Annotated in this window: 38 protein-coding genes and 7 pseudogenes; 39 read left to right on the top strand and 6 right to left on the bottom strand. The window is 51.6% G+C overall.

The features are described from left to right. The 33 genes and pseudogenes from tuf to ACMZI0_RS20140 form a co-directional block, all read left to right on the top strand. Nucleotides 1-140 (top strand): annotated as a pseudogene (gene tuf, locus ACMZI0_RS20300) (elongation factor Tu); the annotation flags it as partial. A gap of 210 nt (nucleotides 141-350) precedes the next feature. Continuing rightward, entirely contained in the window at nucleotides 351-551 is a 201-nt protein-coding gene (gene bfd, locus ACMZI0_RS20295) for a bacterioferritin-associated ferredoxin (RefSeq protein WP_415674303.1), read from the top strand. A gap of 100 nt (nucleotides 552-651) precedes the next feature. Beyond that, nucleotides 652-1127, top strand: a pseudogene (gene bfr / locus ACMZI0_RS20290) (bacterioferritin). A 252-nt stretch (nucleotides 1128-1379) separates the two neighbouring features. Beyond that, nucleotides 1380-1691 (top strand): 30S ribosomal protein S10, encoded by a 312-nt coding sequence (gene rpsJ, locus ACMZI0_RS20285; protein ID WP_415674302.1) that lies wholly within the window; start codon nucleotides 1380-1382, stop codon nucleotides 1689-1691. Between the two features lie 32 nt (nucleotides 1692-1723). Further along, entirely contained in the window at nucleotides 1724-2353 is a 630-nt protein-coding gene (rplC, locus tag ACMZI0_RS20280; RefSeq protein WP_415674301.1) for a 50S ribosomal protein L3, read from the top strand. A gap of 10 nt (nucleotides 2354-2363) precedes the next feature. Continuing rightward, a complete protein-coding gene (rplD, locus tag ACMZI0_RS20275) occupies nucleotides 2364-2969 on the top strand; it encodes a 50S ribosomal protein L4 (protein ID WP_415674300.1) in 606 nt (201 codons plus the stop codon). Next, nucleotides 2966-3268, top strand: a complete 303-nt coding sequence (gene rplW, locus ACMZI0_RS20270; protein WP_415674299.1) for a 50S ribosomal protein L23 — start codon at nucleotides 2966-2968, stop codon at nucleotides 3266-3268. Before rplD ends, rplW begins: the two co-directional genes overlap by 4 nt. 19 nt (nucleotides 3269-3287) lie before the next feature. Continuing rightward, nucleotides 3288-4109, top strand: a complete 822-nt coding sequence (gene rplB / locus ACMZI0_RS20265; RefSeq protein WP_415674298.1) for a 50S ribosomal protein L2 — start codon at nucleotides 3288-3290, stop codon at nucleotides 4107-4109. A gap of 16 nt (nucleotides 4110-4125) precedes the next feature. Next, nucleotides 4126-4404, top strand: a complete 279-nt coding sequence (gene rpsS / locus ACMZI0_RS20260; protein WP_001138115.1) for a 30S ribosomal protein S19 — start codon at nucleotides 4126-4128, stop codon at nucleotides 4402-4404. Nucleotides 4405-4418: 14 nt separating this feature from the next. After that, nucleotides 4419-4751 carry a 50S ribosomal protein L22 gene (gene rplV, locus ACMZI0_RS20255; RefSeq protein WP_415674297.1) on the top strand — a complete coding sequence of 111 codons (333 nt, stop codon included), beginning with the start codon at nucleotides 4419-4421 and terminating at the stop codon, nucleotides 4749-4751. Between the two features lie 18 nt (nucleotides 4752-4769). Continuing rightward, nucleotides 4770-5471: a 30S ribosomal protein S3 gene (gene rpsC / locus ACMZI0_RS20250; RefSeq protein WP_005970274.1), complete on the top strand. Its 702-nt coding sequence runs from the start codon at nucleotides 4770-4772 to the stop codon at nucleotides 5469-5471. A gap of 12 nt (nucleotides 5472-5483) precedes the next feature. Then, entirely contained in the window at nucleotides 5484-5894 is a 411-nt protein-coding gene (gene rplP / locus ACMZI0_RS20245) for a 50S ribosomal protein L16 (protein ID WP_415674296.1), read from the top strand. Beyond that, complete coding sequence (gene rpmC, locus ACMZI0_RS20240; RefSeq protein ID WP_024107517.1) at nucleotides 5894-6085, top strand: 50S ribosomal protein L29; 192 nt, start codon at nucleotides 5894-5896, stop codon at nucleotides 6083-6085. Before rplP ends, rpmC begins: the two co-directional genes overlap by 1 nt. Beyond that, nucleotides 6085-6339: a 30S ribosomal protein S17 gene (gene rpsQ / locus ACMZI0_RS20235; RefSeq protein ID WP_195316360.1), complete on the top strand. Its 255-nt coding sequence runs from the start codon at nucleotides 6085-6087 to the stop codon at nucleotides 6337-6339. The genes rpmC and rpsQ overlap by 1 nt, the downstream gene beginning before the upstream one ends. Nucleotides 6340-6504: 165 nt before the next feature. Continuing rightward, entirely contained in the window at nucleotides 6505-6876 is a 372-nt protein-coding gene (gene rplN, locus ACMZI0_RS20230; protein WP_415674295.1) for a 50S ribosomal protein L14, read from the top strand. A 10-nt stretch (nucleotides 6877-6886) separates the two neighbouring features. Beyond that, nucleotides 6887-7201 carry a 50S ribosomal protein L24 gene (gene rplX / locus ACMZI0_RS20225; protein ID WP_222158733.1) on the top strand — a complete coding sequence of 105 codons (315 nt, stop codon included), beginning with the start codon at nucleotides 6887-6889 and terminating at the stop codon, nucleotides 7199-7201. Nucleotides 7202-7215: 14 nt separating this feature from the next. Next, nucleotides 7216-7755 carry a 50S ribosomal protein L5 gene (gene rplE / locus ACMZI0_RS20220; protein WP_415674294.1) on the top strand — a complete coding sequence of 180 codons (540 nt, stop codon included), beginning with the start codon at nucleotides 7216-7218 and terminating at the stop codon, nucleotides 7753-7755. 13 nt (nucleotides 7756-7768) lie between these two features. Continuing rightward, nucleotides 7769-8074 carry a 30S ribosomal protein S14 gene (gene rpsN, locus ACMZI0_RS20215; RefSeq protein WP_195316364.1) on the top strand — a complete coding sequence of 102 codons (306 nt, stop codon included), beginning with the start codon at nucleotides 7769-7771 and terminating at the stop codon, nucleotides 8072-8074. 33 nt (nucleotides 8075-8107) lie between these two features. Further along, a complete protein-coding gene (rpsH, locus tag ACMZI0_RS20210; RefSeq protein ID WP_415674293.1) occupies nucleotides 8108-8500 on the top strand; it encodes a 30S ribosomal protein S8 in 393 nt (130 codons plus the stop codon). Between the two features lie 12 nt (nucleotides 8501-8512). Continuing rightward, nucleotides 8513-9046, top strand: coding sequence for a 50S ribosomal protein L6 (gene rplF / locus ACMZI0_RS20205; protein ID WP_415674292.1), 534 nt, complete (start codon nucleotides 8513-8515; stop codon nucleotides 9044-9046). 9 nt (nucleotides 9047-9055) lie between these two features. Then, a complete protein-coding gene (gene rplR / locus ACMZI0_RS20200) occupies nucleotides 9056-9409 on the top strand; it encodes a 50S ribosomal protein L18 (RefSeq protein WP_080884204.1) in 354 nt (117 codons plus the stop codon). Between the two features lie 14 nt (nucleotides 9410-9423). After that, nucleotides 9424-9924 (top strand): 30S ribosomal protein S5, encoded by a 501-nt coding sequence (gene rpsE / locus ACMZI0_RS20195; RefSeq protein ID WP_195316367.1) that lies wholly within the window; start codon nucleotides 9424-9426, stop codon nucleotides 9922-9924. A 6-nt stretch (nucleotides 9925-9930) separates the two neighbouring features. Further along, complete coding sequence (rpmD, locus tag ACMZI0_RS20190; RefSeq protein ID WP_415674291.1) at nucleotides 9931-10110, top strand: 50S ribosomal protein L30; 180 nt, start codon at nucleotides 9931-9933, stop codon at nucleotides 10108-10110. Between the two features lie 3 nt (nucleotides 10111-10113). After that, complete coding sequence (gene rplO / locus ACMZI0_RS20185) at nucleotides 10114-10548, top strand: 50S ribosomal protein L15 (protein WP_415674290.1); 435 nt, start codon at nucleotides 10114-10116, stop codon at nucleotides 10546-10548. A 7-nt stretch (nucleotides 10549-10555) separates the two neighbouring features. Further along, a complete protein-coding gene (secY, locus tag ACMZI0_RS20180; protein ID WP_415674289.1) occupies nucleotides 10556-11887 on the top strand; it encodes a preprotein translocase subunit SecY in 1332 nt (443 codons plus the stop codon). 32 nt (nucleotides 11888-11919) lie between these two features. Next, a complete protein-coding gene (gene rpmJ, locus ACMZI0_RS20175; protein WP_012768118.1) occupies nucleotides 11920-12036 on the top strand; it encodes a 50S ribosomal protein L36 in 117 nt (38 codons plus the stop codon). 146 nt (nucleotides 12037-12182) lie between these two features. Next, nucleotides 12183-12539 carry a 30S ribosomal protein S13 gene (gene rpsM, locus ACMZI0_RS20170; protein WP_415674288.1) on the top strand — a complete coding sequence of 119 codons (357 nt, stop codon included), beginning with the start codon at nucleotides 12183-12185 and terminating at the stop codon, nucleotides 12537-12539. Between the two features lie 16 nt (nucleotides 12540-12555). Continuing rightward, entirely contained in the window at nucleotides 12556-12945 is a 390-nt protein-coding gene (rpsK, locus tag ACMZI0_RS20165) for a 30S ribosomal protein S11 (RefSeq protein ID WP_002919257.1), read from the top strand. A 30-nt stretch (nucleotides 12946-12975) separates the two neighbouring features. After that, nucleotides 12976-13596: a 30S ribosomal protein S4 gene (gene rpsD, locus ACMZI0_RS20160; RefSeq protein WP_415674287.1), complete on the top strand. Its 621-nt coding sequence runs from the start codon at nucleotides 12976-12978 to the stop codon at nucleotides 13594-13596. A gap of 25 nt (nucleotides 13597-13621) precedes the next feature. After that, the gene (locus ACMZI0_RS20155) at nucleotides 13622-14611 is read left to right on the top strand and encodes a DNA-directed RNA polymerase subunit alpha (RefSeq protein ID WP_415674286.1); all 990 of its coding nucleotides are present in this window, start codon (nucleotides 13622-13624) and stop codon (nucleotides 14609-14611) included. Nucleotides 14612-14651: 40 nt separating this feature from the next. Beyond that, the gene (rplQ, locus tag ACMZI0_RS20150; protein WP_195316372.1) at nucleotides 14652-15044 is read left to right on the top strand and encodes a 50S ribosomal protein L17; all 393 of its coding nucleotides are present in this window, start codon (nucleotides 14652-14654) and stop codon (nucleotides 15042-15044) included. Between the two features lie 78 nt (nucleotides 15045-15122). Continuing rightward, nucleotides 15123-15543, top strand: a pseudogene (locus ACMZI0_RS20145) (DnaJ family domain-containing protein). 65 nt (nucleotides 15544-15608) lie between these two features. After that, nucleotides 15609-15860, top strand: a complete 252-nt coding sequence (locus ACMZI0_RS20140; RefSeq protein WP_415674285.1) for an alternative ribosome-rescue factor A — start codon at nucleotides 15609-15611, stop codon at nucleotides 15858-15860. Here ACMZI0_RS20140 and mscL read toward each other — a convergent pair. From mscL to def, 5 genes and pseudogenes are all read right to left on the bottom strand, one after another. Next, nucleotides 15842-16255: pseudogene (gene mscL / locus ACMZI0_RS20135) on the bottom strand (large-conductance mechanosensitive channel protein MscL). The gene ACMZI0_RS20140 and the pseudogene mscL sit on opposite strands and share 19 nt — an antisense overlap. 120 nt (nucleotides 16256-16375) lie before the next feature. Then, nucleotides 16376-17752 (bottom strand): Trk system potassium transporter TrkA, encoded by a 1377-nt coding sequence (trkA, locus tag ACMZI0_RS20130; RefSeq protein WP_415674284.1) that lies wholly within the window; start codon nucleotides 17750-17752, stop codon nucleotides 16376-16378. 24 nt (nucleotides 17753-17776) lie between these two features. Further along, complete coding sequence (gene rsmB, locus ACMZI0_RS20125) at nucleotides 17777-19072, bottom strand: 16S rRNA (cytosine(967)-C(5))-methyltransferase RsmB (protein WP_415674283.1); 1296 nt, start codon at nucleotides 19070-19072, stop codon at nucleotides 17777-17779. A gap of 73 nt (nucleotides 19073-19145) precedes the next feature. Continuing rightward, nucleotides 19146-20096: a methionyl-tRNA formyltransferase gene (fmt, locus tag ACMZI0_RS20120; RefSeq protein WP_415674282.1), complete on the bottom strand. Its 951-nt coding sequence runs from the start codon at nucleotides 20094-20096 to the stop codon at nucleotides 19146-19148. Nucleotides 20097-20123: 27 nt separating this feature from the next. After that, nucleotides 20124-20633 (bottom strand): peptide deformylase, encoded by a 510-nt coding sequence (gene def / locus ACMZI0_RS20115; protein ID WP_415674281.1) that lies wholly within the window; start codon nucleotides 20631-20633, stop codon nucleotides 20124-20126. A gap of 115 nt (nucleotides 20634-20748) precedes the next feature. On the opposite strand from def, the pseudogene dprA reads away from it, so the two are divergent. The 6 genes and pseudogenes from dprA to ACMZI0_RS20085 all read left to right on the top strand — a co-directional run bounded on the left by dprA (nucleotide 20749) and on the right by ACMZI0_RS20085 (nucleotide 24518). Then, a pseudogene (gene dprA / locus ACMZI0_RS20110) lies at nucleotides 20749-21829 on the top strand (DNA-protecting protein DprA). Continuing rightward, nucleotides 21801-22274: a DUF494 family protein gene (locus ACMZI0_RS20105; RefSeq protein ID WP_415674280.1), complete on the top strand. Its 474-nt coding sequence runs from the start codon at nucleotides 21801-21803 to the stop codon at nucleotides 22272-22274. The pseudogene dprA and the gene ACMZI0_RS20105 overlap by 29 nt, the downstream one beginning before the upstream one ends. A gap of 21 nt (nucleotides 22275-22295) precedes the next feature. Further along, a pseudogene (locus ACMZI0_RS20100) lies at nucleotides 22296-22852 on the top strand (topoisomerase DNA-binding C4 zinc finger domain-containing protein). After that, a complete protein-coding gene (tsaC, locus tag ACMZI0_RS20095) occupies nucleotides 22845-23414 on the top strand; it encodes an L-threonylcarbamoyladenylate synthase type 1 TsaC (RefSeq protein ID WP_415674279.1) in 570 nt (189 codons plus the stop codon). The pseudogene ACMZI0_RS20100 and the gene tsaC overlap by 8 nt, the downstream one beginning before the upstream one ends. 22 nt (nucleotides 23415-23436) lie before the next feature. Continuing rightward, nucleotides 23437-24264, top strand: a complete 828-nt coding sequence (gene aroE / locus ACMZI0_RS20090) for a shikimate dehydrogenase (RefSeq protein WP_415674278.1) — start codon at nucleotides 23437-23439, stop codon at nucleotides 24262-24264. Then, the gene (locus ACMZI0_RS20085) at nucleotides 24261-24518 is read left to right on the top strand and encodes a DUF1488 domain-containing protein (RefSeq protein ID WP_415674277.1); all 258 of its coding nucleotides are present in this window, start codon (nucleotides 24261-24263) and stop codon (nucleotides 24516-24518) included. Before aroE ends, ACMZI0_RS20085 begins: the two co-directional genes overlap by 4 nt. On the opposite strand, the pseudogene ACMZI0_RS20080 reads toward ACMZI0_RS20085, so the two are convergent. After that, nucleotides 24503-24971 (bottom strand): annotated as a pseudogene (locus tag ACMZI0_RS20080) (gamma carbonic anhydrase family protein). The gene ACMZI0_RS20085 and the pseudogene ACMZI0_RS20080 overlap by 16 nt on opposite strands. Nucleotides 24972-25144: the final 173 nt, after the last annotated feature.

Below are 25144 nucleotides of genomic sequence, written 5' to 3'. Positions count from 1 at the left end.
AAATGGTAATGCCTGGCGACAACATCAAGATGGTCGTAAATCTGATCGCTCCGATCGCGATGGACGACGGTCTGCGTTTCGCAATCCGTGAAGGCGGTCGTACCGTTGGCGCGGGCGTTGTTGCCAAAGTTATCGCTTAATTGCTGATACGTTAGTTACACTAGCGTTATAAAAACGATAGCGTAAGAAAAAAGGACACTGCGGTGTCCTTTTTTTATGGGCGTTGACAAAACTGTAATTGAAATAGAAACCATTCTTATTTACACTCTCATTGACTATTTAATAGTCACTTTTGCGACTGCCATGCGGACGGTAGCAACAAAAGGGGATGCAGTTCCGTGATTGAGAGAATGAGTTATTCTGTATATATGTATAATGCCATTTCCGATAAAGTTATCCGGCACGTCGTTCGCCAGCATCAGCCCCAGTCGCTTAATCAACTGCGTCAATTAATGCCTATCGGCAGTGATTGCGGCAAGTGTATTCGCCAGGCTCGCCTGATTATGGAAGAAGAACAGGCGCTGTTACCACAAATCTCTGACGTCGCTTAATCGGCCACCTTAAATTGAAACCGCACAAAATGTAGGCGATTTCGTTGACTCTCCCCCCCCAGTTCTACACTTTTAAGACCTGGAGCGGAGGAACAATGTCATGAAAGGCGATAAAAAAGTCATAGCACACCTTAATAAATTACTGGGTAATGGGCTGGTTGCGATTAATCAGTATTTTTTGCATGCCCGTATGTTCAAAAGCTGGGGACTGACCCGTCTTGACCAGCATGAATACCATGAATCCATCGATGAAATGAAACATGCCTATCGCTATATCGAGCGTATCCTGTTTCTTGAGGGGGTACCTAACCTGCAAGATCTCGGCAAGCTCAATATTGGCGAGGATGTCGAGGAGATACTGCGTTCCGACCTGAAGCTGGAGTTGGATGGCGCCAAGGATTTGCGTGAGGGCATTGCTTATATGGATTCGGTTCGCGATTATGTCAGCCGCGATCTGTTGATTGAAATCCTGGCCGATGACAAGAGGGGCACATCGACTGGATTGAGACGGAACTCGACCTGATTGTTCGCCTCGGACTGCCCAATTACCTGCAAGCGCAGCTAGAAGAGGCGTGATACTGTAATAGGTGGTTGCTTCCTGAACAGATTTGCGTATAATATGCAGGCCCGTATGAATTAAGTCGGGCCTGTTGTCGTAAACCACCACGTTATGTGGTGTGTGATAAGCGGCAGTGACGCCACGCGATATGCATGGGTCAACAATACTCCCGATATGGGGATTATGTACTAACGGTTACACTCTCCCATCAATCGAAATGGGTGTGAGGAGTAATTTTTACGTTTATAAATAATTGGAGCTCTGGTCTCATGCAGAACCAAAGAATCCGTATCCGCCTGAAAGCGTTTGATCATCGCCTGATCGATCAAGCAACCGCGGAAATCGTTGAGACTGCCAAGCGCGCTGGTGCGCAAGTACGTGGTCCGATCCCGCTGCCGACCCGCAAAGAGCGCTTTACCGTTCTGATCTCCCCGCACGTCAACAAAGACGCGCGCGATCAGTACGAGATTCGCACTCACAAGCGTCTGGTTGACATCGTTGAGCCAACCGAGAAAACCGTTGATGCTCTGATGCGTCTGGACCTGGCTGCCGGTGTAGACGTGCAGATCAGCCTGGGTTAATCAGGTCATCAAGCGATTGAGAGGTTGATACAATGATTGGTTTAGTCGGTAAAAAAGTGGGCATGACTCGCATCTTCACTGAAGACGGCGTTTCTATCCCTGTAACCGTTATCGAAATTGAAGCAAACCGCGTTACTCAGGTTAAAGACCTGGCTAATGACGGCTACCAGGCTGTACAGGTAACTACCGGTGCTAAAAAAGCAAACCGTGTTACCAAGCCGGAAGCAGGTCATTTTGCTAAAGCGGGTGTTGGAGCTGGCCGCGTCCTGCGCGAATTCCGTCTGTCTGAAGGCGAAGAGTTCACTGTAGGCCAAAGCATCAGCGTTGAAATTTTCGCTGACGTGAAAAAAGTTGACGTTACTGGTACTTCCAAAGGTAAAGGTTTCGCGGGCACTGTTAAACGCTGGAACTTCCGTACTCAGGATGCTACCCACGGTAACTCCTTGTCTCACCGCGTTCCGGGTTCTATCGGTCAGAACCAGACTCCGGGCAAAGTGTTCAAAGGCAAGAAAATGGCTGGTCAGCTGGGCAACGAGCGTGTAACCGTTCAGAGCCTGGACGTAGTACGTGTTGACGCTGAGCGCAACCTGCTGCTGGTGAAAGGTGCTGTCCCGGGTGCAACCGGTAGCGACCTGATCGTTAAACCGGCTGTGAAGGCGTAAGGGGATAGCAATGGAATTAGTATTGAAAGACGCGCAAAGCGCGCTGACTGTTTCCGAAACTACCTTCGGTCGTGATTTCAACGAAGCGCTGGTACACCAGGTTGTTGTTGCTTATGCAGCTGGTGCCCGTCAAGGGACTCGTGCTCAGAAGACCCGTGCTGAAGTAACTGGTTCCGGTAAAAAACCGTGGCGTCAGAAAGGTACTGGCCGTGCGCGTTCAGGTTCTATCAAGAGCCCGATCTGGCGTTCCGGTGGCGTGACCTTTGCTGCCAAGCCTCAGGACCACAGTCAAAAAGTAAACAAAAAGATGTACCGCGGCGCGCTGAAAAGCATTCTGTCCGAACTGGTACGTCAGGATCGTCTAATCGTCGTCGAGAAGTTCTCTGTTGAAGCACCGAAAACCAAGCTGCTGACACAAAAACTGAAAGACCTGGCGTTGGATGAAGTGCTGATCATCACCGGTGAACTGGATGAAAATCTGTTCCTGGCTGCGCGCAACCTGTACAAGGTTGACGTTCGTGATGTAGCTGGCATCGATCCGGTTAGCCTGATCGCCTTCGACAAAGTCGTAATGACTGCTGATGCTGTTAAGCAAGTTGAGGAGATGCTGGCATGATCCGTGAAGAACGTCTGCTGAAGGTGCTGACTGCACCGCACGTTTCTGAAAAAGCGTCTACTGCGATGGAAAAGAACAACACCATCGTGCTCAAAGTTGCCAAAGACGCAACCAAAGCAGAAATCAAAGCTGCTGTGCAGAAACTGTTTGAAGTCGAAGTCAATGAAGTTCGCACCCTGGTTGTTAAAGGGAAAGTGAAACGTCATGGACAGCGTATCGGTCGTCGTAGCGACTGGAAAAAAGCTTACGTCACCCTGAAAGAAGGCCAGAATCTGGACTTCATCGGCGGCGCAGAGTAAGTCGGAGGAGTAAAGAACAATGGCAATTGTTAAATGTAAACCGACATCTCCGGGTCGTCGCCACGTTGTTAAAGTGGTTAACCCTGAGCTGCACAAGGGCAAACCTTATGCCCCGTTGCTGGAAAAAAACAGCAAATCCGGTGGCCGTAACAATAATGGCCGCATCACTACCCGTCATATCGGTGGTGGCCACAAACAGCAATACCGTATTGTTGACTTCAAACGCAACAAAGATAGTATCCCTGCTGTTGTAGAACGTTTGGAATATGATCCGAACCGTTCCGCCAACATCGCTCTGGTTCTGTACAAAGACGGCGAACGCCGTTACATCCTGGCGCCGAAAGGCCTGAAAGCCGGTGATCAGATCCAGTCTGGCGTTGATGCTGCTATCAAAGCTGGCAACACGTTGCCGATGCGCAATATTCCGGTTGGTTCCACCGTTCACAACGTGGAAATGAAACCGGGTAAAGGCGGTCAGCTGGCGCGTTCTGCTGGTGCTTACGTGCAGATCGTTGCACGTGACGGCGCGTACGTGACCCTGCGTCTGCGTTCTGGCGAAATGCGTAAAGTCGAATCCGACTGCCGCGCTACGCTGGGCGAAGTAGGTAACGCTGAGCATATGCTGCGCGTTCTGGGTAAAGCTGGTGCTGCACGCTGGCGTGGTGTTCGTCCTACCGTTCGCGGTACGGCAATGAACCCAGTCGACCACCCGCACGGTGGTGGCGAAGGTCGTAACTTTGGTAAGCACCCGGTAACGCCGTGGGGCATCCAGACCAAAGGTAAGAAGACCCGCAGCAACAAGCGTACTGATAAATTCATCGTACGTTGCCGTACTAAATAATATTAGAGGATAAACCATGCCACGTTCTCTCAAGAAAGGTCCTTTTATTGACCTGCACTTGCTGAAGAAGGTAGAGAAAGCGGTGGAAAGCGGTGACAAGAAGCCTCTGCGCACTTGGTCCCGTCGTTCAACGATCTTTCCAAACATGATCGGTTTGACCATCGCTGTCCATAATGGTCGTCAGCACGTTCCGGTATTTGTTTCCGATGAAATGGTCGGTCACAAATTGGGTGAATTCGCGCCGACTCGTACTTATCGCGGCCACGCGGCTGATAAAAAAGCCAAGAAGAAATAAGGTAGGAGGAAGAGATGGAAACTTTAGCTAAACATCTTCATGCTCGTTCTTCTGCTCAAAAGGTTCGCCTGGTGGCTGACCTGGTTCGCGGTAAGAAAGTGTCGCAAGCTCTGGAAATTCTGACCTACACCAAAAAGAAAGCTGCTGGTCTGGTCAAAAAGGTACTGGAGTCTGCCATTGCCAACGCAGAGCACAATGATAGCGCTGACATTGATGATCTGAAAGTTGCGAAAATCTTCGTAGACGAAGGCCCGAGCATGAAGCGCATTATGCCGCGTGCTAAAGGTCGTGCGGATCGCATCCTGAAGCGTACCAGCCACATTACTGTGGTTGTGTCCGATCGCTGAGACTCCTGGAGACTAGCAATGGGTCAGAAAGTACATCCTAATGGTATTCGCCTGGGTATTGTCAAACCTTGGAACTCTACCTGGTACGCGAATACCAAAGAATTCGCTGACAACCTGGACAGCGATTTTAAAGTTCGTAAATACCTGACGAAAGAACTGGAGAAAGCCTCCGTCTCTCGTATCGTGATCGAACGTCCGGCCAAGAGCATCCGTGTGACCATTCACACTGCTCGTCCGGGCATCGTTATCGGTAAAAAAGGTGAAGATGTTGAAAAACTGCGCAAAGTCGTAGCGGATATCGCTGGCGTACCTGCACAGATCAACATCGCAGAAGTTCGCAAGCCGGAACTGGACGCGAAACTGGTTGCTGACAGCATCACTTCTCAGCTGGAGCGTCGTGTGATGTTCCGCCGTGCGATGAAGCGTGCCGTTCAGAACGCCATGCGTCTGGGTGCCAAGGGCATTAAAGTTGAAGTCAGCGGCCGTCTGGGCGGTGCTGAAATCGCACGTACCGAATGGTACCGCGAAGGTCGCGTTCCGTTGCACACGCTGCGTGCGGATATCGACTACAACACGTCCGAAGCACACACCACTTACGGTGTGATCGGTGTTAAAGTGTGGATCTTCAAAGGTGAGATTCTGGGTGGTATGGCTGCCGTTGAACAACCGGAAAAACCGGCTGCTCAACCTAAAAAGCAGCAGCGTAAAGGCCGCAAGTAAGGAGAGTCGCTGATGTTACAACCAAAGCGTACAAAATTCCGTAAGATGCACAAAGGCCGTAACCGCGGTCTGGCTGCCGGTACGGATGTCAGCTTCGGTACTTTCGGTCTGAAAGCTGTTGGTCGTGGTCGCCTGACCGCTCGCCAAATCGAAGCTGCACGTCGTGCCATGACCCGTGCTGTTAAGCGTCAAGGTAAGATTTGGATCCGTGTATTCCCGGACAAACCAATCACCGAAAAACCGCTTGAAGTACGTATGGGTAAAGGTAAAGGTAACGTGGAATATTGGGTTGCCTTGATTCAGCCAGGTAAAGTCCTGTACGAAATGGACGGTGTGTCGGAAGAGTTAGCCCGTGAGGCATTCCAACTGGCAGCAGCGAAACTGCCGATCAAAACCACCTTTGTAACTAAGACGGTGATGTAATGAAAGCAAATGAGCTACGTGAAAAGAGCGTTGAAGAGCTGAACACCGAGCTGCTCGAACTGCTGCGCGAGCAATTTAACTTGCGTATGCAAGCGGCCAGTGGTCAGTTGCAACAGACTCACCTGGTAAAACAAGTGCGTCGCAATATTGCACGTGTTAAGACTTTACTGACTCAGAAGGCGGGTGCGTAATGAGCGATAATATCCGTACTCTGCAAGGTCGTGTTGTGAGCGATAAAATGGAGAAATCCATGGTTGTTGCAATCGAACGTTTTGTGAAACACCCGCTGTATGGGAAATTCATCAAGCGTACGACCAAACTGCACGTACATGATGAGAACAACGAATGCGGTATTGGTGACGTGGTTGAAATCCGCGAATGCCGTCCGCTGTCCAAAACTAAGTCTTGGACGTTGGTTCGCGTTGTAGAGAAAGCGATTCTGTAATACAGTATTGCTCTTCTTGAAAACGATAAACGGCTCTGCAAAGGGCCGTTTATTTTTTCTACCCTTGGTCGAAAAGCAGTGTTATAATATTGCGCCCTCGATTCTGGGGTAATAATGACCCGTAAGGGTTTGAAAAGTAGTAGTTGACATTAGTGGAGCACTAAAATGATCCAAGAACAGACTATGCTGAGCGTCGCCGATAACTCCGGTGCACGTCGCGTAATGTGTATCAAGGTTCTTGGTGGCTCGCACCGTCGCTACGCAGGCGTCGGCGATATCATCAAAATTACCATCAAGGAAGCAATTCCTCGCGGTAAGGTGAAGAAAGGCGATGTTCTGAAGGCGGTTGTGGTGCGTACCAAGAAGGGTGTTCGTCGCCCGGACGGTTCTGTCATTCGCTTCGATGGCAATGCATGCGTTATTCTGAACAATAACAACGAGCAGCCTATCGGTACGCGTATTTTTGGGCCGGTAACTCGTGAACTGCGTTCTGAAAAGTTCATGAAAATTATCTCTCTGGCACCAGAAGTACTCTAAGGAGCGAACCATGGCAGCGAAAATCCGTCGTGATGACGAGGTTATCGTGCTGACCGGCAAAGATAAAGGTAAGCGCGGTAAAGTTAAGAATGTTCTGTCTTCCAGCAAAATCGTTGTTGAAGGTATCAACCTGGTTAAGAAACATCAGAAGCCGGTTCCGGCCCTGAACCAACCGGGTGGCATCGTTGAAAAAGAAGCTGCAATCCAGCTTTCCAACGTTGCACTGTTCAATGCGGCAACTGGTAAAGCTGACCGTGTAGGCTTTAGATTTGAAGACGGCAAAAAAGTCCGTTTCTTTAAATCTACTAGCGAAACTATCAAGTAATTTGGAGTAGTACGATGGCGAAACTGCATGATTACTACAAAGACGAAGTGGTTAGCAAACTGATGACTCAGTTTAGCTACAATTCTGTCATGCAAGTCCCTCGGGTCGAGAAGATCACCCTGAATATGGGTGTTGGTGAAGCGATCGCTGACAAGAAGCTGCTGGATAACGCCGCAGCCGATCTGGCAGCTATCTCCGGTCAAAAGCCGTTGATCACCAAAGCACGCAAATCTGTTGCAGGCTTCAAAATCCGCCAGGGCTATCCGATCGGCTGTAAAGTAACTCTGCGTGGCGAACGCATGTGGGAGTTCCTTGAGCGCCTGATTTCCATTGTTGTACCGCGTATTCGTGACTTCCGCGGTCTGTCTGCCAAGTCCTTCGATGGCCGTGGCAACTACAGCATGGGCGTGCGTGAGCAGATCATCTTCCCGGAAATCGACTATGACAAAGTCGATCGCGTTCGTGGTTTGGACATTACCATTACCACCACTGCGAAATCCGATGATGAAGGCCGCGCGCTGCTGGCCGCCTTTAACTTCCCGTTCCGCAAGTAAGGTAGGGTTACTAATGGCTAAGCAATCCATGAAAGCACGCGAAGTCAAACGCGTGAAATTGGCCGATAAATTCTTCGCTAAACGCGCTGAATTGAAAGCTATCATCTCAAGTGTGAACTCATCCGACGAAGATCGTTGGGATGCTGTTCTCAAGCTTCAGACTCTGCCGCGTGATTCCAGCCCGTCCCGTCAGCGTAACCGCTGCCGCCAGACAGGTCGTCCGCACGCTTTCCTGCGGAAGTTCGGGTTGAGCCGTATCAAGGTCCGTGAAGCCGCCATGCGCGGTGAAATTCCGGGTCTGAAAAAGGCTAGCTGGTAATTGTCACCAATTGAATCACGGGAGTAAAGACAGATGAGCATGCAAGATCCGATCGCGGACATGCTGACCCGTATACGCAACGGTCAGGCCGCGAACAAAGTTGCGATCACCATGCCTTCCTCCAAGCTGAAAGTGGCAATTGCCAAAGTGCTTAAGGAAGAAGGTTATATTCAAGATTACAAAATCGAAGGCGATACCAAGCCTGAACTGGAAATTTCTCTGAAATACTTCCAGGGCAAGGCAGTGGTAGAGAGCATCCAGCGTGTAAGCCGCCCAAGTCTGCGCATCTATAAGAAAAAAGATGAGCTGCCGAAAGTTATGGCGGGTTTAGGTATCGTGGTTGTTTCTACCTCTAAAGGTGTCATGACTGATCGTGCAGCGCGCCAGGCTGGTCTTGGTGGCGAGATTATCTGCTACGTAGCTTAATCGGAGGAAAGAATGTCTCGTGTTGCAAAAGCACCCGTCGTCATTCCTGCCGGCGTAGAGGTAAAACTCAACGGTCAGGTTATTTCGATCAAGGGTAAAAACGGCGAGCTGACTCGTACCATCAACGATGCTGTTGTAGTTACCGTGGCTGACAATGCTCTGACTTTCGCTCCGCGCGAAGGCTTTGCTGACGGTTGGGCACAAGCAGGCACCGCGCGTGCACTGCTGAACTCAGTAGTTATCGGTGTTACCGAAGGCTTCACCAAGAAGCTTCAACTGGTTGGCGTAGGTTACCGTGCTGCAGTTAAAGGCAATGTCGTGAACTTGTCTCTTGGGTTCTCTCACCCGATTGACCACGCGCTGTCGGCCGGTATTACAGCTGAATGCCCGACTCAAACTGAAATCGTACTGAAAGGTGCTGATAAGCAGGTTATCGGTCAGGTTGCAGCTGATCTGCGCGCTTACCGTCGTCCTGAGCCTTACAAAGGCAAGGGTGTCCGTTACGCCGACGAAGTCGTGCGTATCAAAGAGGCTAAGAAGAAGTAAGGTAACACTATGGATAAGAAATCAGCTCGTATCCGTCGTGCAACCCGCGCACGTCGCAAACTCCAGGAATTGGGAGCGACTCGCCTGGTGGTACATCGTACCCCTCGCCATATTTATGCGCAGGTTATCGCACCGAACGGTTCTGAAATCCTGGTAGCCGCTTCTACTGTAGAAAAAGCTATCGCAGAACAACTGAAGTACACCGGCAACAAAGATGCCGCTGCTGCTGTTGGTAAAGCAGTTGCAGAGCGCGCATTGGAAAAAGGCATTAAAGATGTGTCCTTTGACCGTTCCGGGTTCCAATATCATGGTCGCGTCCAGGCACTGGCAGATGCTGCTCGTGAAGCTGGCCTTCAGTTCTAAGGTAGAGGTGTAAGATGGCACACATCGAAAAACAAGCTGGCGAACTGCAGGAAAAGCTGATCGCGGTAAATCGCGTATCTAAAACCGTTAAAGGTGGCCGTATTTTCAGCTTCACCGCACTGACTGTAGTGGGTGATGGCAACGGTCGAGTTGGTTTTGGTTACGGGAAAGCGCGTGAAGTTCCAGCTGCAATCCAGAAAGCGATGGAAAAAGCCCGTCGCAACATGTTGAATGTCGCGCTGAATGGCGGCACCCTGCAGCACCCGGTTAAAGGTGCGCACACTGGGTCTCGCGTATTCATGCAGCCGGCTTCCGAAGGTACCGGTATCATCGCCGGTGGTGCAATGCGCGCCGTTCTGGAAGTTGCTGGGGTTCACAACGTATTGGCTAAAGCCTATGGTTCCACCAACCCGATCAACGTGGTTCGTGCAACTATCGACGGTCTGGCCAACATGAAGTCCCCGGAAATGGTTGCTGCCAAGCGTGGTAAATCCGTTGACGACATTCAGGGATAATTGACCATGGCAAAGGCTATTAAAATTACTCAAACCCGTAGTGCAATCGGTCGTCTGCCGAAACATAAAGCGACACTGCTTGGCCTGGGTCTGCGTCGTATTGGTCATACCGTTGAGCGTGAAGATACGCCTGCTGTACGCGGTATGGTCAACGCGGTTTACTACATGGTTAAAGTGGAGGAGTAACAGATGCGTTTGAATACTCTGTCTCTGGCCGAAGGCGCGAAGCACGCGCCGAAGCGTTTAGGTCGTGGTATCGGTTCTGGCCTCGGTAAAACCGGCGGTCGTGGTCACAAAGGTCAGAAGTCTCGTTCTGGCGGTGGCGTACGTCGTGGGTTCGAAGGTGGTCAAATGCCGTTGTATCGTCGTCTGCCGAAATTCGGCTTTACCTCTCGCAAAGCGATGATCACTGCGGAAATCCGTCTGTCCGATCTGGCTCGCGTAGATGGCGACGTCGTTGACCTGAACACGCTGAAGGCTGCTAACGTTATTGGCGTTCAGATCGAGTTCGCGAAAGTGATCCTGTCTGGTGAGGTTTCTCGTCCGGTAACGATTCGTGGTCTGCGTGTGACGAAAGGCGCGCGTGCTGCTATCGAAGCTGCTGGCGGTAAAATTGAGGAATAAGTAGCAGATGGCTAAGCAACCAGGATTAGATTTTCAAAGTGCTAAGGGTGGCGTTGGCGAGCTGAAACGCAGACTGCTGTTTGTAATCGGCGCGCTTATCGTCTTCCGTATCGGCTCTTTTATTCCGATCCCTGGTATTGATGCCACTGTGCTTGCCAAATTGCTCGAACAACAGCGTGGCACCATCATTGAAATGTTCAACATGTTCTCTGGTGGTGCTCTCAGCCGTGCTTCTATCTTTGCGCTGGGTATTATGCCGTACATTTCGGCCTCTATTATTATCCAACTGTTGACGGTGGTTCATCCAGCGTTGGCGGAAATCAAGAAAGAAGGGGAGGCTGGCCGTCGCAAGATTAGCCAGTACACCCGTTACGGTACGTTGGTACTGGCCATATTCCAGTCTATCGGTATTGCTACCGGTTTACCGAATATGCCAGGAATGCAGGGCCTGGTGATTAATCCAGGCTTTGCATTTTACTTCACGGCTGTTGTAAGTCTGGTTACCGGGACAATGTTCCTGATGTGGCTGGGCGAACAGATTACTGAGCGCGGTATCGGTAACGGTATCTCAATCTTGATCTTTGCGGGTATCGTTGCAGGCTTACCGCCGGCAATTGCCCACACTATCGAGCAAGCTCGGCAAGGCAACCTGCACTTCCTCGTGCTGCTGTTGGTTGCAGTTTTAGTGTTTGCAGTAACCTTCTTCGTTGTTTTCATTGAGCGTGGTCAGCGTCGTATCGTCGTTAACTATGCCAAACGTCAACAGGGTCGCCGGGTTTATGCAGCACAGAGTACGCACTTACCGCTGAAAGTGAACATGGCTGGGGTTATCCCGGCAATCTTCGCCTCCAGCATCATCCTGTTCCCTGCGACGATTGCATCGTGGTTTGGGGGCGGTACCGGTTGGAACTGGCTGACAACTATTTCGATGTATTTGCAGCCCGGACAACCGCTTTATGTGCTACTCTATGCGACTGCAATCATCTTCTTCTGTTTCTTCTACACGGCGTTGGTGTTCAACCCGCGTGAAACAGCAGATAACCTGAAGAAGTCCGGTGCATTCGTGCCAGGAATTCGTCCGGGAGAGCAAACGGCGAAATACATCGATAAGGTGATGACCCGCCTGACTCTGGTCGGCGCAATGTACATTACCTTTATCTGCCTGATCCCGGAGTTCATGCGTGATGCGATGAAGGTCCCCTTCTACTTTGGGGGTACATCCCTGTTGATCGTCGTCGTGGTCATCATGGACTTTATGGCTCAAGTTCAAACTCTGATGATGTCGAGTCAGTATGAGTCTGCATTGAAGAAAGCAAATCTGAAAGGCTATAACCGCTAATCGGATTGCTTGAGAAGTTACGGAGAGTAAAAATGAAAGTTCGTGCTTCCGTCAAGAAATTATGTCGTAACTGCAAAATCGTTAAGCGTAACGGTATCGTTCGTGTGATTTGCAGCGCCGAACCGAAACATAAACAGCGTCAAGGCTGATTATCTCGCATATTTTTCTTGCAAAGTTGGATTGAGCTGGCTAGATTAGCCAGCCAATATTTTGTATGTCTGTGCGTTTCCATTTGAGTATCCTGAAAACGGGCTTTTTAGCATGGAGCGCACTTATTAAATCATAGGAGTGCATAGTGGCCCGTATAGCAGGCATTAACATTCCTGATCAAAAACATGCCGTGATCGCATTAACTTCGATCTATGGCGTCGGCAAGACCCGTTCCAAAGCCATCTGCGCTGTGGCGGGTATCGCTGAAGATGTTAAGATCAGTGAGCTGTCTGAAGAGCAAATCGACACGCTGCGTGAAGAAGTTGCCAAATTCGTCGTCGAAGGTGATCTGCGCCGTGAAATCAGCATGAGCATCAAGCGTCTGATGGACCTTGGTTGCTATCGCGGTTTGCGTCATCGTCGTGGTCTGCCAGTGCGCGGTCAGCGTACTAAGACCAACGCCCGTACCCGTAAGGGTTCGCGCAAACCGATCAAGAAATAATCGGGGTGATTGAATAATGGCAAAAGCACCTATTCGTGCACGTAAGCGTGTAAGAAAACAAGTTTCTGACGGTGTGGCTCATATCCATGCTTCTTTTAACAACACCATCGTGACCATTACCGATCGCCAGGGTAACGCGCTGGGTTGGGCAACAGCCGGTGGTTCCGGTTTCCGTGGTTCTCGTAAATCTACGCCGTTCGCTGCTCAGGTAGCCGCTGAACGTTGCGCAGAAGCCGTGAAAGAATACGGTATCAAGAACCTGGAAGTTATGGTTAAAGGACCTGGTCCGGGCCGTGAGTCTACTATCCGCGCTCTGAACGCGGCTGGTTTCCGCATCACTAATATTACTGATGTGACTCCGATCCCCCATAACGGTTGTCGTCCGCCGAAAAAGCGTCGCGTGTAACGCCGCTTTTAGGATAGTTGGAGAAAGAAAATGGCTAGATATTTGGGTCCTAAGCTCAAGCTAAGCCGTCGTGAAGGCACCGACCTGTTCCTGAAGTCCGGTGTTCGCGCGATCGATTCCAAGTGTAAGATTGAACAAGGCCCTGGTCAGCACGGTGCGCGTAAACCGCGTCTGTCTGATTATGGCGCGCAGTTGCGTGAGAAACAAAAAGTTCGCCGTATCTACGGTGTTCTGGAACGTCAATTCCGTAACTACTATAAAGAAGCGGCTCGTCTGAAAGGCAACACAGGTGCAAACCTGCTGCAACTGCTGGAAGGGCGTCTGGATAACGTGGTTTATCGTATGGGCTTCGGCGCCACTCGTGCGGAAGCACGTCAGCTGGTAAGCCACAAAGCTGTTATGGTAAACGGTCGCGTTGTCAACATCGCTTCTTATCAGGTATCACCGAATGATGTCGTCAGCATCCGTGAGAAAGCGAAAAAGCAATCTCGCGTGAAAGCAGCATTGGAGCTAGCTGAACAGCGTGAAAAGCCGACTTGGCTGGAAGTTGATGCTGCCAAGATGGAAGGTGTGTTCAAACGTATTCCTGAACGTACCGATCTGTCTGTGGACATTAATGAACACCTGATCGTCGAGCTTTACTCCAAGTAAAGCTTAGTACCAAAGAGAGGACACAATGCAGGGTTCTGTGACAGAGTTTCTAAAACCGCGTCTGGTCGATATCGAGCAAGTAAGTTCGACGCACGCCAAGGTGACCCTTGGGCCGTTAGAGCGTGGTTTCGGCCATACGCTTGGCAACGCACTGCGCCGTATTCTGCTTTCATCCATGCCAGGTTGCGCGGTGACCGAGGTTGAGATTGATGGTGTACTGCACGAGTACAGCACCAAAGAAGGCGTACAGGAAGATATCCTGGAAATCCTGCTCAACCTGAAAGGGCTGGCGGTGAAAGTTCAAGGTAAAGATGAAGTTATCCTTTCCCTGAATAAATCTGGCATTGGCCCTGTGACTGCAGCAGACATCACCCATGATGGTGATGTCGAAATCGTCAAGCCGCAGCACGTGATCTGCCATCTGACCGATGAAAACGCAGCTATCAGCATGCGTATCAAAGTTCAACGTGGTCGTGGTTATGTGCCGGCTTCTGCCCGTATTCATACGGAAGAAGATGAGCGCCCGATTGGCCGTTTGTTGGTCGATGCTTGCTACAGTCCGGTAGAGCGTATTGCCTACAATGTTGAAGCAGCTCGTGTTGAACAACGTACCGACCTGGACAAGCTGGTCATCGAAATAGAAACCAATGGCACGATCGATCCTGAAGAGGCGATCCGCCGTGCGGCAACCATTCTGGCTGAACAACTGGAAGCTTTTGTTGACTTGCGTGATGTACGTCAGCCTGAAGTGAAAGAAGAGAAACCAGAATTCGATCCGATCCTGCTGCGCCCTGTTGACGATCTGGAATTGACTGTCCGCTCTGCTAACTGCCTCAAGGCAGAAGCTATCCACTACATCGGTGATCTGGTACAGCGTACCGAGGTTGAATTGCTGAAAACGCCTAACCTGGGTAAAAAATCTCTTACCGAGATTAAAGATGTGCTCGCCTCACGTGGTCTGTCTCTGGGCATGCGTCTGGAAAACTGGCCGCCGGCAAGCATTGCTGATGAATAACCCGGTCACAGGTTAAGGTTTTACTGAGAAGGATAAGGTCATGCGCCATCGTAAGAGTGGTCGTCAACTGAACCGTAACAGCAGCCATCGTCAGGCTATGTTCCGTAACATGGCTGGTTCTTTGGTTCGTCATGAGATCATCAAGACGACCCTGCCAAAAGCAAAAGAGCTGCGCCGTGTTGTTGAACCGCTGATTACTCTTGCCAAGACCGACAGCGTTGCTAATCGTCGTCTGGCATTCGCCCGTACTCGTGATAACGAGATCGTGGCAAAACTGTTTAATGAACTGGGCCCGCGTTTCGCGAGCCGTGCCGGTGGTTACACTCGCATTCTGAAGTGTGGCTTCCGTGCAGGCGACAACGCGCCGATGGCTTACATCGAGCTGGTTGATCGTTCAGTTGCACAAGCAGAAGAAACCGCCGCTGCTGAGTAATCATCAGCTGTGGTATAAAAAAACCGGGGTAACCCGGTTTTTTTACGTCTATTGTTTGGCAAATAGCAGCGTTGGCAAATGCCAACGAGTATCGCTGGCCGAAGGACGCTTTTAAGGGGGAATGATGTAATGTGCGAACGTCATATCCAGACGGCGCAGCAGGCCGGTGAGTTTGATAATCTACCCGGTGCGGGAAAACCGCTGCAACTCGATGATGATAGCGCTGTGCCCGAAGAATTGTGTACGGGATACTGCCTATTGAAGAATGCCGGCTATCTGCCGCCAGAATTGGCACTGCGTAAAGATGCGCTGACGCTACGCGATCTGTTAGCCAATACGCTTCCCGAGTCGGAAGAAACATGAAACCCTGCGTCGCCGATTACGTATGCTGGAACTCAACCTACAACAGAAGGGGCTAAGTACCGATTTTTTACATGGCGATTATGCCGATCGCTTGCGCAGTACGTTTTCTGGTGAAAGAATATCGCCTGAAAAATAGGCCAACGAGGCAATTGCTGGCGTGTGGCTGTGAATTGGATTAACAGAGAAACCAAGAGAGATGTGATGAGCACTTACCAACACAAGAAAGGCAAGATCCAAGACAATGCGCTGGAAGCATTGCTGCATGACCCCTTGTTCCGACAACGCATTGAGAAGAACAAGAAAGGCAAAGGTAGCTACTGTCGCAAAGGCAAACAGGGCAAAGGCCAAAACCGGGAGGTCAGTGGTAAATCATTCGAAGATGCTTTACCACTGGCCTCTCGCATTATGGCAGCGCTCGATTTTGCTGAGCGCGACTACGGTTTCGGCTGCTGATCTTTCAGTAAATCGCGGATTTCTGTTAACAATGCGGCTTCGGCGCTCGGTTTTGCGGGGGCTGGCGCTTTTTTCTTCTTTTACGGCGCAGGTTATTCATGACCTTGATTGCCATAAAAATCGCGAATGCGACGATGACAAAATCAAAAATATTTTGCAGGAAAAGACCGTAGCGCAGCACCACGGCAGGGATATATCACCTTGTGCGTCACGTAGCACCAGTTCGAAATGTTTGAAATCAATGCCGCCCAGCAGTAACCCCAGCGGAGGATAATGATATCAGCAACGAGCGAGGAGACGATCTTGCCAAATGCTGCGCCGATGATGACACCCACTGCCAAATCTACCACGTTGCTGCGCATCGCGAATTCGCGAAACTCTTTTAGCATACTCATGATCCAACTCCTTGATAAAATGAACATCTAAATTTTAACAAAGAGTTAAACAATTGCCAGCGGTGATAATCAGTGAGCAGGGAAAGAAAGCGCCGCCTGTGACGGCAACGCTCAGCGTTATTACAGGAAAAACGGACTGGGTTGGAACAGTCGCTCCACTTCAGGCACAAACTTTTTGTCCGTCAAGAACATGATCACATGATCCCCTTGCTCTATCTTCATGTTGTCGTTAGCGATAATGACATCATCACCGCGTACAATCGCGCCAATCAAGGTGCCCGGCGGCAGTTTAATATCTTCGATCATGCGCCCAACAACTTTCGACGTGCCTTCATCGCCGTGGGCGATGGCCTCAATCGCTTCCGCCACGCCGCGTCGTAATGACGAAACGCTGACAATATCCGCTTTACGCACATGACCGAGCAGTGCGGAAATCGTCGCTTGCTGTGGCGAAATGGCCACATCGATAACGCTGCCCTGAACCAAATCGACGTAGGCGCGTCGCTGAATCAACACCATGGCTTTTTTCGCCCCCATGCGTTTGGCCAGCATGGCGGACATGATGTTCGCTTCATCGTCGTTGGTAATGGCAATAAACACATCGATTTGTTCGACATGCTCTTGTGCCAGCAGTTCCTGATCGGAGGCATCACCGTGAAACACAATAGTGTCTTGCAGCAGTTCAGCCAGTGCGATCGCACGTTCTTCATTCTTTTCGATCAGTTTGACGCTATAGTCTTTTTCCAGCTTATGCGCCAGACCCGCACCTACGTTACCGCCGCCGACAATCATGATGCGCTTGTAGGGTTTTTCCAGCCGCTGGAGTTCGCTCATCACTGCACGAATGTGTTGGGAGGCGGCCACGCAGAATACTTCATCGCCTGCTTCGATAATGGTTGAACCCTGCGGACGGATCGGTCTGTCATGGCGAAAGATAGCGGCTACGCGAGTTTCGATGTGCGGCATATGTTCGCGCAGTGCGGAGAGTGCATTACCGATCAGCGGGCCGCCGTAGTAAGCGTTTACTGAGGCGATGCTGACTTTCCCCTCGGCGAAGTTCACCACCTGTAGCGCACCGGGATACTCGATCAACTTGTAGATATTGTCGATGACCAACTGTTCCGGCGAGATCAAATGATCGATAGGCACCGCTTCGGCCTGAAACAGTTGCTCACCGGCACGCACGTATTCTGCGGAGCGGATACGCGCAATACGGTTTGGGGTGTTAAACAGAGAGTAGGCGACCTGGCAGGCCACCATATTGGTTTCATCTGAGTTGGTGACGGCAACCAGCATGTCAGCATCTTCTGCTCCGGCTTCTCGCAATACGCGCGGATGGGAGGCGTAACCCGCCACAACGCGCAAATCGAATTTATCCTGCAACTGCCGGAGTCGTGCAGTGTCAGTATCAACGACGGTAATATCGTTATTTTCGCCGGAGAGCGTTTCCGCTAATGTACCGCCTACCTGACCTGCACCAAGAATAATGATTTTCATAATCTGTGCCCGTTGCCGTTGCTATCAGCCAATGCTTTTAACCAACTTAGCATAAAAGAATCCATCGCCATCGTCTGCCGCAGGTAACTTTTGCAGGCCAGGATGTTGCGCATCGCCCGTTTCCAGCAGTTGGGCATCTGCATGGCGCGTCAGGAACGCTCGCATTTGCTGCTGATTCTCTTCCGGCAAGACCGAACATGTGGCATAAACCAATGTACCGCCTGCTTTCAGCCGTGGCCAGATGGCCTCCAGAATCTCCTGCTGCAACAGTGCCAATTCCGCGATGTCGTTGTCGCGTCGCAACCATTTGATATCGGGATGACGGCGAATCACGCCGGTGGCAGAGCAAGGAGCATCCAGCAGGATACGATCAAACCGCTGTTCACCGCACCAGGCCGCGGGTTCACGCCCGTCACCTTGTCTTACATCGGCGTGCAAACCGAGGCGTTGCAGATTCTCTTTAACGCGGGCGAGCCGCTGTGGATCAACATCCACCGCCAGCACCTTGGCGTGAGGGGCCGCTTCCAGAATATGGGTGGTTTTTCCGCCCGGAGCGGCGCACAGATCGAGGATGTGCTCATTGTCCTGCGGCGCTAACCAGCGCACGCAACCTTGCGCGGAAACGTCCTGCACCGTTACCCACCCTTGTGCGAAGCCGGGCAGCAAGCTCACGGCACCAGGCTCGCTGAGCATAATGGCCTCTTGCTGTTCAGGATGCGGCTGTGCTGCAATACCGGCTTCAGTCAGCAGCGTTAAATAGCGTTCCCGTGTGTGGTGCAAACGGTTGACGCGCAGCCACATGGGGGTACGCTGGTTATTGGCTTCAACAATCTGCTGCCACTGCTGGGGATAGGCTTTTTTGAGGCGCGACAACAGCCATTCGGGGTGAGCAAAGCGAGACGCATGGTTAGCGGCGCGCTCATCCAGCTCAACCTGCTGGCGTTGGAACTGACGCAATACGCCGTTAATCAACCCCTTAAGCTGGGGGCGTTTTAACGTGATAGCACCGTTAACCGTTTCAGAGAGCGCGGCATGGGCCGGGATGCGCGTGTGAGCGAGTTGATAGATGCCCACCATGATCAGGTAGTGCAGCGTGCGCTGCTTCCCGGTCAGCGTTTTTGCCATCAACTGCTGAATTATCCACTCTAACTGCGGCAGCACGCGCAACACGCCGAAGCACAGCTCCTGCAACAAGGCACGATCCTTTTCTGAGATATCACGCTGATACTGTGGCAGTAGTGAACTTAGCGACTGGCCTTTATCGAGCACCTGGCCGATAACGTTCGCGGCGATGGCGCGCAGATTGTATGTTGTTTTCATGGATAGTGATTTTCTGAAACGGTAACGTGCCTGCCCTGACAGCAGGCACGCAGCCTTTTATTCGGTGAGTGTATTATGCCAGCACGTTGCCTGGAGTGAACCATTCGCGACGCGAATTGAGTAGATCCTGCACCGACATCGGTTTTTTGCCTGCGGGTTGCAGTTGCAGCAGGTTCAGTATGCCCTGAGATGTGGCAACCTGAATACCCTGCTTATCTGCACTGATGATAGTGCCGGGTTGTGTGCTGTGGGTAACGTCCAAAACGCTGGCTTTCCACACTTTCACTGGCTGTTCGTCAATGGTGATATAGCTGACAGGCCAGGGATTGAACGCACGAATGCAGCGCTCCAATTGCACTGCACTGAGTGACCAGTCAAGTTTAGCCTCTTCCTTGCTCAGTTTTTCAGCGTAGGTCGCCAAACTGTCATCTTGCTTTTCAGCGATAGCCGTTCCTTGCGCCAGTGATGTCAGTGTCGTCAGCAAGCCTTGCGGACCCAGTTCTGCCAGACGATCGTACAGTGAGGCGCTGGTGTCTTGCTGCGTTATCGGGCATGACAGCTTATGCAGCATGGCACCGGTATCCAACCCCGCGTCCATTTGCATGATGGTAACACCGATTTCGGTATCTCCGGCCCACAGCGAATGCTGTATCGGTGCTGCACCGCGCCAGCGCGGCAGCAGTGAGCCGTGCACGTTAATGCAGCCTAAACGTGGCATGTCCAGCACGGCTTGCGGCAGGATCAAGCCATAGGCCACCACCACCATGATATCCGCCTGTAAATCAGCGACCAACTGCTGGTTTTCTGCCGGGCGCAGCGATTTGGGCTGCAACACCGGGACACCGTGCTGTTCGGCCAACACTTTGACCGGGCTTGGTGTTAGCTTCTTGCCCCGGCCTGCCGGGCGATCGGGTTGGGTAAACACGCCAACCACCTGATGCGGTGAAGCGAGCAGCGCGTCGAGGTGACGCGCTGCGAAGTCAGGGACGCCGGCGAAAATAATGCGTAAGGAGGATGCGGACACGGTTTTTCCTGAAATAGTGAGCGAGTGCTATGGGCGACTGTTCAGTCGGGCCAGTTTTTCCAGCTTTTGACGAATTCTCTGGTGTTTTAACGGTGAGAGATAATCAATAAACAGCTTGCCAACCAGATGGTCCATTTCGTGTTGGATACAGATCGCCAACAGGCCATCGGCTTCCAGCTCGAAGGGGTTACCTTCACGGTCCAGTGCTTTGACCTTCACGCGTTCAGCGCGCGGCACCAGTGCGCGGGTTTCAGGAATGGACAGACAACCCTCTTCAATACCGGTATCGCCTTCTTTTTCCAGCAGTTCAGGATTGATCAACACTAAACGCTGATCGCGTTCTTCGGAAACGTCGATCACGATAATGCGCTGATGCACGTCCACCTGAGTCGCAGCAAGGCCGATGCCTTCTTCTTCGTACATGGTGTCGAACATGTCATCGACGATGCGCTGAATTTCAGCATTCACCTCTGCGACAGGTTTCGCGATAGTGCGAAGCCGCTCGTCTGGAAAATGTAATACCTGCAAAACTGACATATATGATTTCGATCTTTATCCGGTTGATGAAGGAGTATCCGGATCTATTCTAGACATTTCCGGTTCTGATTGACAGCATTTGCCCTGTAAAGCGCAACGGGACAAGGATGAACGCATGCAGGATGTAGAGCTGTGGCTGCGGTTAATGAATGTGCGACGCCTCAACACGGCGAAAATGGTGCAAGTCGTTAAGCAGTTGCGCCCGTTGGCAGAGATTAAGGCTGAGGCGTTATCTGCGCTGGCGCTGTCTGAAGAGCAAGTCGCACAATTTCTTAACGTGGATGAGAGAGCGTTTGAAAGAACGTTACGCTGGCTGGAAGAACCGACCCACCATCTTCTGACCTATTCGGATTTGCGTTACCCCCCCCCCCCGCTACTGCAAAATATCCCTTCTCCGCCTGGCGTGTTGTTTGTACGTGGCGACCCGCAGGTACTCTCTTTTCCCCAATTCGCTATTGTTGGCAGCCGTCACCATTCTGCCTATGGCGCGCAGTGGGGGAGCTATTTTGCGCAGGAATTGGCGCTGAACGGTTTTATCATTACTAGTGGTTTAGCGTTGGGCGTAGACGGCGTGGCGCATCAGGCGGCGTTGGATGCAGGAGGAAAAAGCGTGGCGGTGCTGGGCAATGGATTACAGCAGATGTATCCCCCGTCGCCATCGTGCGCTAGCTGATCGACTGGTGGAACAAGGGGGCGCACTTGTCTCGGAGTTTCCGCTGAACGAGGCACCAAGGGCAATGAACTTCCCACGCCGCAATCGGATTATCAGCGGGCTAAGTCTCGGCATATTGATTGTAGAAGCTTCCTTGCGTAGCGGCTCTTTGGTCACGGCGCGCTATGCGCTGGAGCAAAATCGCGATCTTTTTGCATTGCCAGGCGCCTTGGAAAATCTGATGACACAAGGTACCCATTGGCTGATCCAGCAAGGGGCCTACCTGGTTACCTCTTGGTGAAAATGAAACTATTTCTGCTCAGGACGTCGAAGTGGAATTGCCATTTGCCGACGTGTTGGCTAACGTAAAGGAGATGAGGCTACACCTGTTGATGTTGTCGCTGAACGTGCGGGCCAACCTGTGCCAGAGGTAGTAGGTAAGTTGCTGGATCTGGAGTTAGCAGGATGGATAGAAGCAGTACCCGGCGGCTATGTCCGATTGAGGAGGGCTGGCCATGTTCGACGTACTCATGTACTTGTTTGAAACTTACATCCACAATGAAACGGAACTACGCGTTGATCAGGATGCGTTAACTGATGACCTCACGCGGGCGGGGTTCGATCGTGCTGATATCTACAGCGCGTTGAACTGGCTCGAGCGTCTGGCGGATTTGCAAGAAGGCAAAGAAGTGCCTTTTGCCTTGGCGAGCGATCCCCATGCACTGCGCATTTATACGCGGGAAGAGGAGCAGCGCTTCGACACTGAGTGCCGGGGCTTTTTGTTGTTCCTTGAGCAAATCAACGTGTTGAATCTTGAAACGCGCGAGATGGTGATTGATCGCGTGATGGCGTTGGATACGCTATCGTTCGATCTGGACGATCTTAAATGGGTGATCCTCATGGTGTTGTTTAATCTGCCCGGATGTGAAAACGCCTACCAGCAAATGGAAGATCTGCTGTTCGAAGCAGATGAGGAGTATTTGCATTAAACCGATAAGCCAGAACGCACAATGGTAACGCCTGTTCTCACGGCGGATAAAAAGGCTGAGTGCTGCCCTGAGTGTGGCGCACCGCTGGTCATTCGCTCCAGCCGCCGTGGCCCCTTTCTGGGCTGCTCACGCTATCCGGAGTGCGAATTCGTTCGTCCGCTAAAAGCGAATGCGGATGGTCATGTTGTGAAAGAACTGTCGGGGCAACTCTGTCCGCACTGTCAGGGAACGTTGGTGTTGCGGCAGGGGAGCTATGGCATGTTTATCGGCTGTAGCAACTACCCGGAGTGTGACCACACTGAAGTCATCGATCGTCCAGATGAAACCGCATTAACCTGCCCCCAATGTGGAAAAGGCAAATTACTGCAACGTAAATCGCGCTTTGGCAAAGTGTTCCACGCCTGTGAGCGTTACCCAGAGTGCCAGTTTGCACTCAACCATAAACCGGTGGCGGGGAGTGTCCAACCTGCCACTACCCGCTATTGATCGAAAAGAAAACGGCGCAGGGCATCAAACGTTTTTGCGCCAGTAAAGCATGTGGAAAGCCTGTAACGGCAGAAGTTGATACCAATGAGTAACGTAGTCGATGAACAACTGGTTTCTGTCATTCAGGAACTGACAAAGCAGAACGTCATCGCCTATCCCACTGAAGCGGTTTTTGGCCTAGGGTGCGATCCTGACAGTGAAACCGCAGTGATGCGACTGCTGGCCTTGAAACAACGGCCCGTCGAAAAGGGGCTGATCCTGATCGCTGCCGATTACCAACAGCTCATCCCCTATATTGATGACAGCCAGCTTAACGCTGAGCAAAAGGCGGTGATGTTTGCCTCTTGGCCTGGGCCGGTGACATGGGTGATGCCCGCCAAACCGAGCACGCCACGCTGGTTGACCGGGCAGTTTTCGTCGCTGGCGGTGCGTGTCAGCGCGCATCCTTTAGTGCGTGAACTTTGTCTGGGGTTCGGCAAGCCAATCGTTTCAACCAGCGCCAATCTGACAGGGCTGCCGCCGTGCCGTACGGCACAAGACGTTCTGGCGCAGTTTGGTGCGGCCTTTCCTGTTCTGCTCGGAGAAACATCCGGGCGGCAGAATCCGTCTGAAATTCGGGATGTCTTGACGGGCAGCCTGATAAGACAAGGTTAAGATTAAAAAAGTGGAGATAACGGTGTCTGAAGTAACGTCATTCGCGGTTTTTGGTCATCCTATTGCGCACAGCAAATCGCCACAGATCCATGCGCTGTTTTCTGAGCAAACCGGGATACCCTTGACGTATGAACGCCTGTTGGCACCGCTGGACACCTTTGAACAAACGCTCCGCGATTTTTTTCAGGCCGGTGCCATGGGGGCGAATATCACGATGCCGTTCAAGGAGCGCGCCTATCAGGAGGTCGATGAGCTAAGTGAACGCGCCTCGCTCGCGGGGGCGGTTAATACCGTGAAGCGGCTCGAGGACGGCCGCTTGTTGGGAGATAACACTGACGGTATTGGCCTGCTGAGTGATTTGCAGCGTCTTGCGTTGATTACTCCTCAGGATCGGGTGCTGTTGATTGGTGCGGGTGGGGCCAGTCGTGGTGTTATTCAGCCGTTACTCAGCCATGTATGCTCGCTGGTGGTGACCAATCGAACATTTGCCAAGGCAGAAGCGTTAGCGACGCTGTTTCAACCCGTGGGGCCCATTGATGCTTTGCCGCTGGATGGGCTTGAAGGCGAAAAATTCGATCTGATCATCAACGCCACCTCATCAGGGATTGCCGGGGATATTCCCGAGCTGCCCGTTTCGTTGATTACGGCTTCTACCCGCTGTTATGGCATGTTCTATCAGGCCAGCCTGACGCCGTTTTTGCTTTGGTGTCAGCAGCAAGGGGCATCACAGTTGGCGGATGGTTTCGGTATGCTGATCAATCAGGCCGCGCACGCGTTTTTCCTCTGGCATGGGGTGATGCCGGATACCACCCCGGTGATTGAACAGATGAAGAAAGCGCTAAACGCATGAATCAGGCTATTCAGTTTCCCGATCGCGAAGCGTGGAATGAAGAAGATAGTATGATCTACTTCCCTGTGCTGATCGGCGGTTTTCAGCGTGAATGCCGCATCAGTGCCGCACAGATCCAGGTACGCTTCGGAGGATCAGATGCGGATACCTGGTTGGCGCTGTTCAGAGAGCACCGATGGGATATCGAAGATCTTTTCGAGGATCTGGTGCTCAATGAACAGGATGACAGTTTCGGCTATTACTCGTTGTCCTGAGCCAGATAGTCGTTTTTCCAGGTGGCGTAGTTATTGGCGGAGTAGCGTAAACCCTCTATCTCTTCTGATGTCAGTGGACGGATTTGCTTCACTGGACTGCCGAGATAAAGATAACCACTCTGTAAACGCTTACCGGGCGGCACCAGGCTTCCCGCACCAATCATCACATCATCTTCTACCACAACCCCCGTCAAGCAAGATTGAGCCCATGCCGACCAATACGCGATTGCCGATGGTGCAGCCGTGTAACATGGCTTTATGGCCGACCGTGACCTCTTCGCCAATGATCAACGGATTGCCCTGTGGGTTGTTCGCTGAACGGTGGGTAACGTGTAATACGCTGCCATCTTGGATATTAGTGCGCGCGCCGATATGGATTTCATGCACGTCGCCACGGATCGTGACCAATGGCCAGATGCTGACATCATCGCCAAGGGTGGTGTTGCCGATCATCACGTTTTTCCCTACGATGGGAAACGCATCCTTACGGTAGATGTGGCAACGCTCTTTAACAATTAATCAGACAATCTGTGTGGGCACTCACAGGACTTTATCGTAAAGCCTACGGGCTTAAAAAATAAAAGTCTTGAAGAGTGAACAACAGTTAATTCATTACGAACTAACAG

It is taken from the genome of Symbiopectobacterium sp. (assembly GCF_047692315.1).
Lineage (GTDB): Bacteria > Pseudomonadota > Gammaproteobacteria > Enterobacterales > Enterobacteriaceae > Symbiopectobacterium.
The sequence above is the reverse complement of the archived record's forward strand: the minus strand, read 5'-3'. Positions and strand labels throughout refer to the sequence as shown.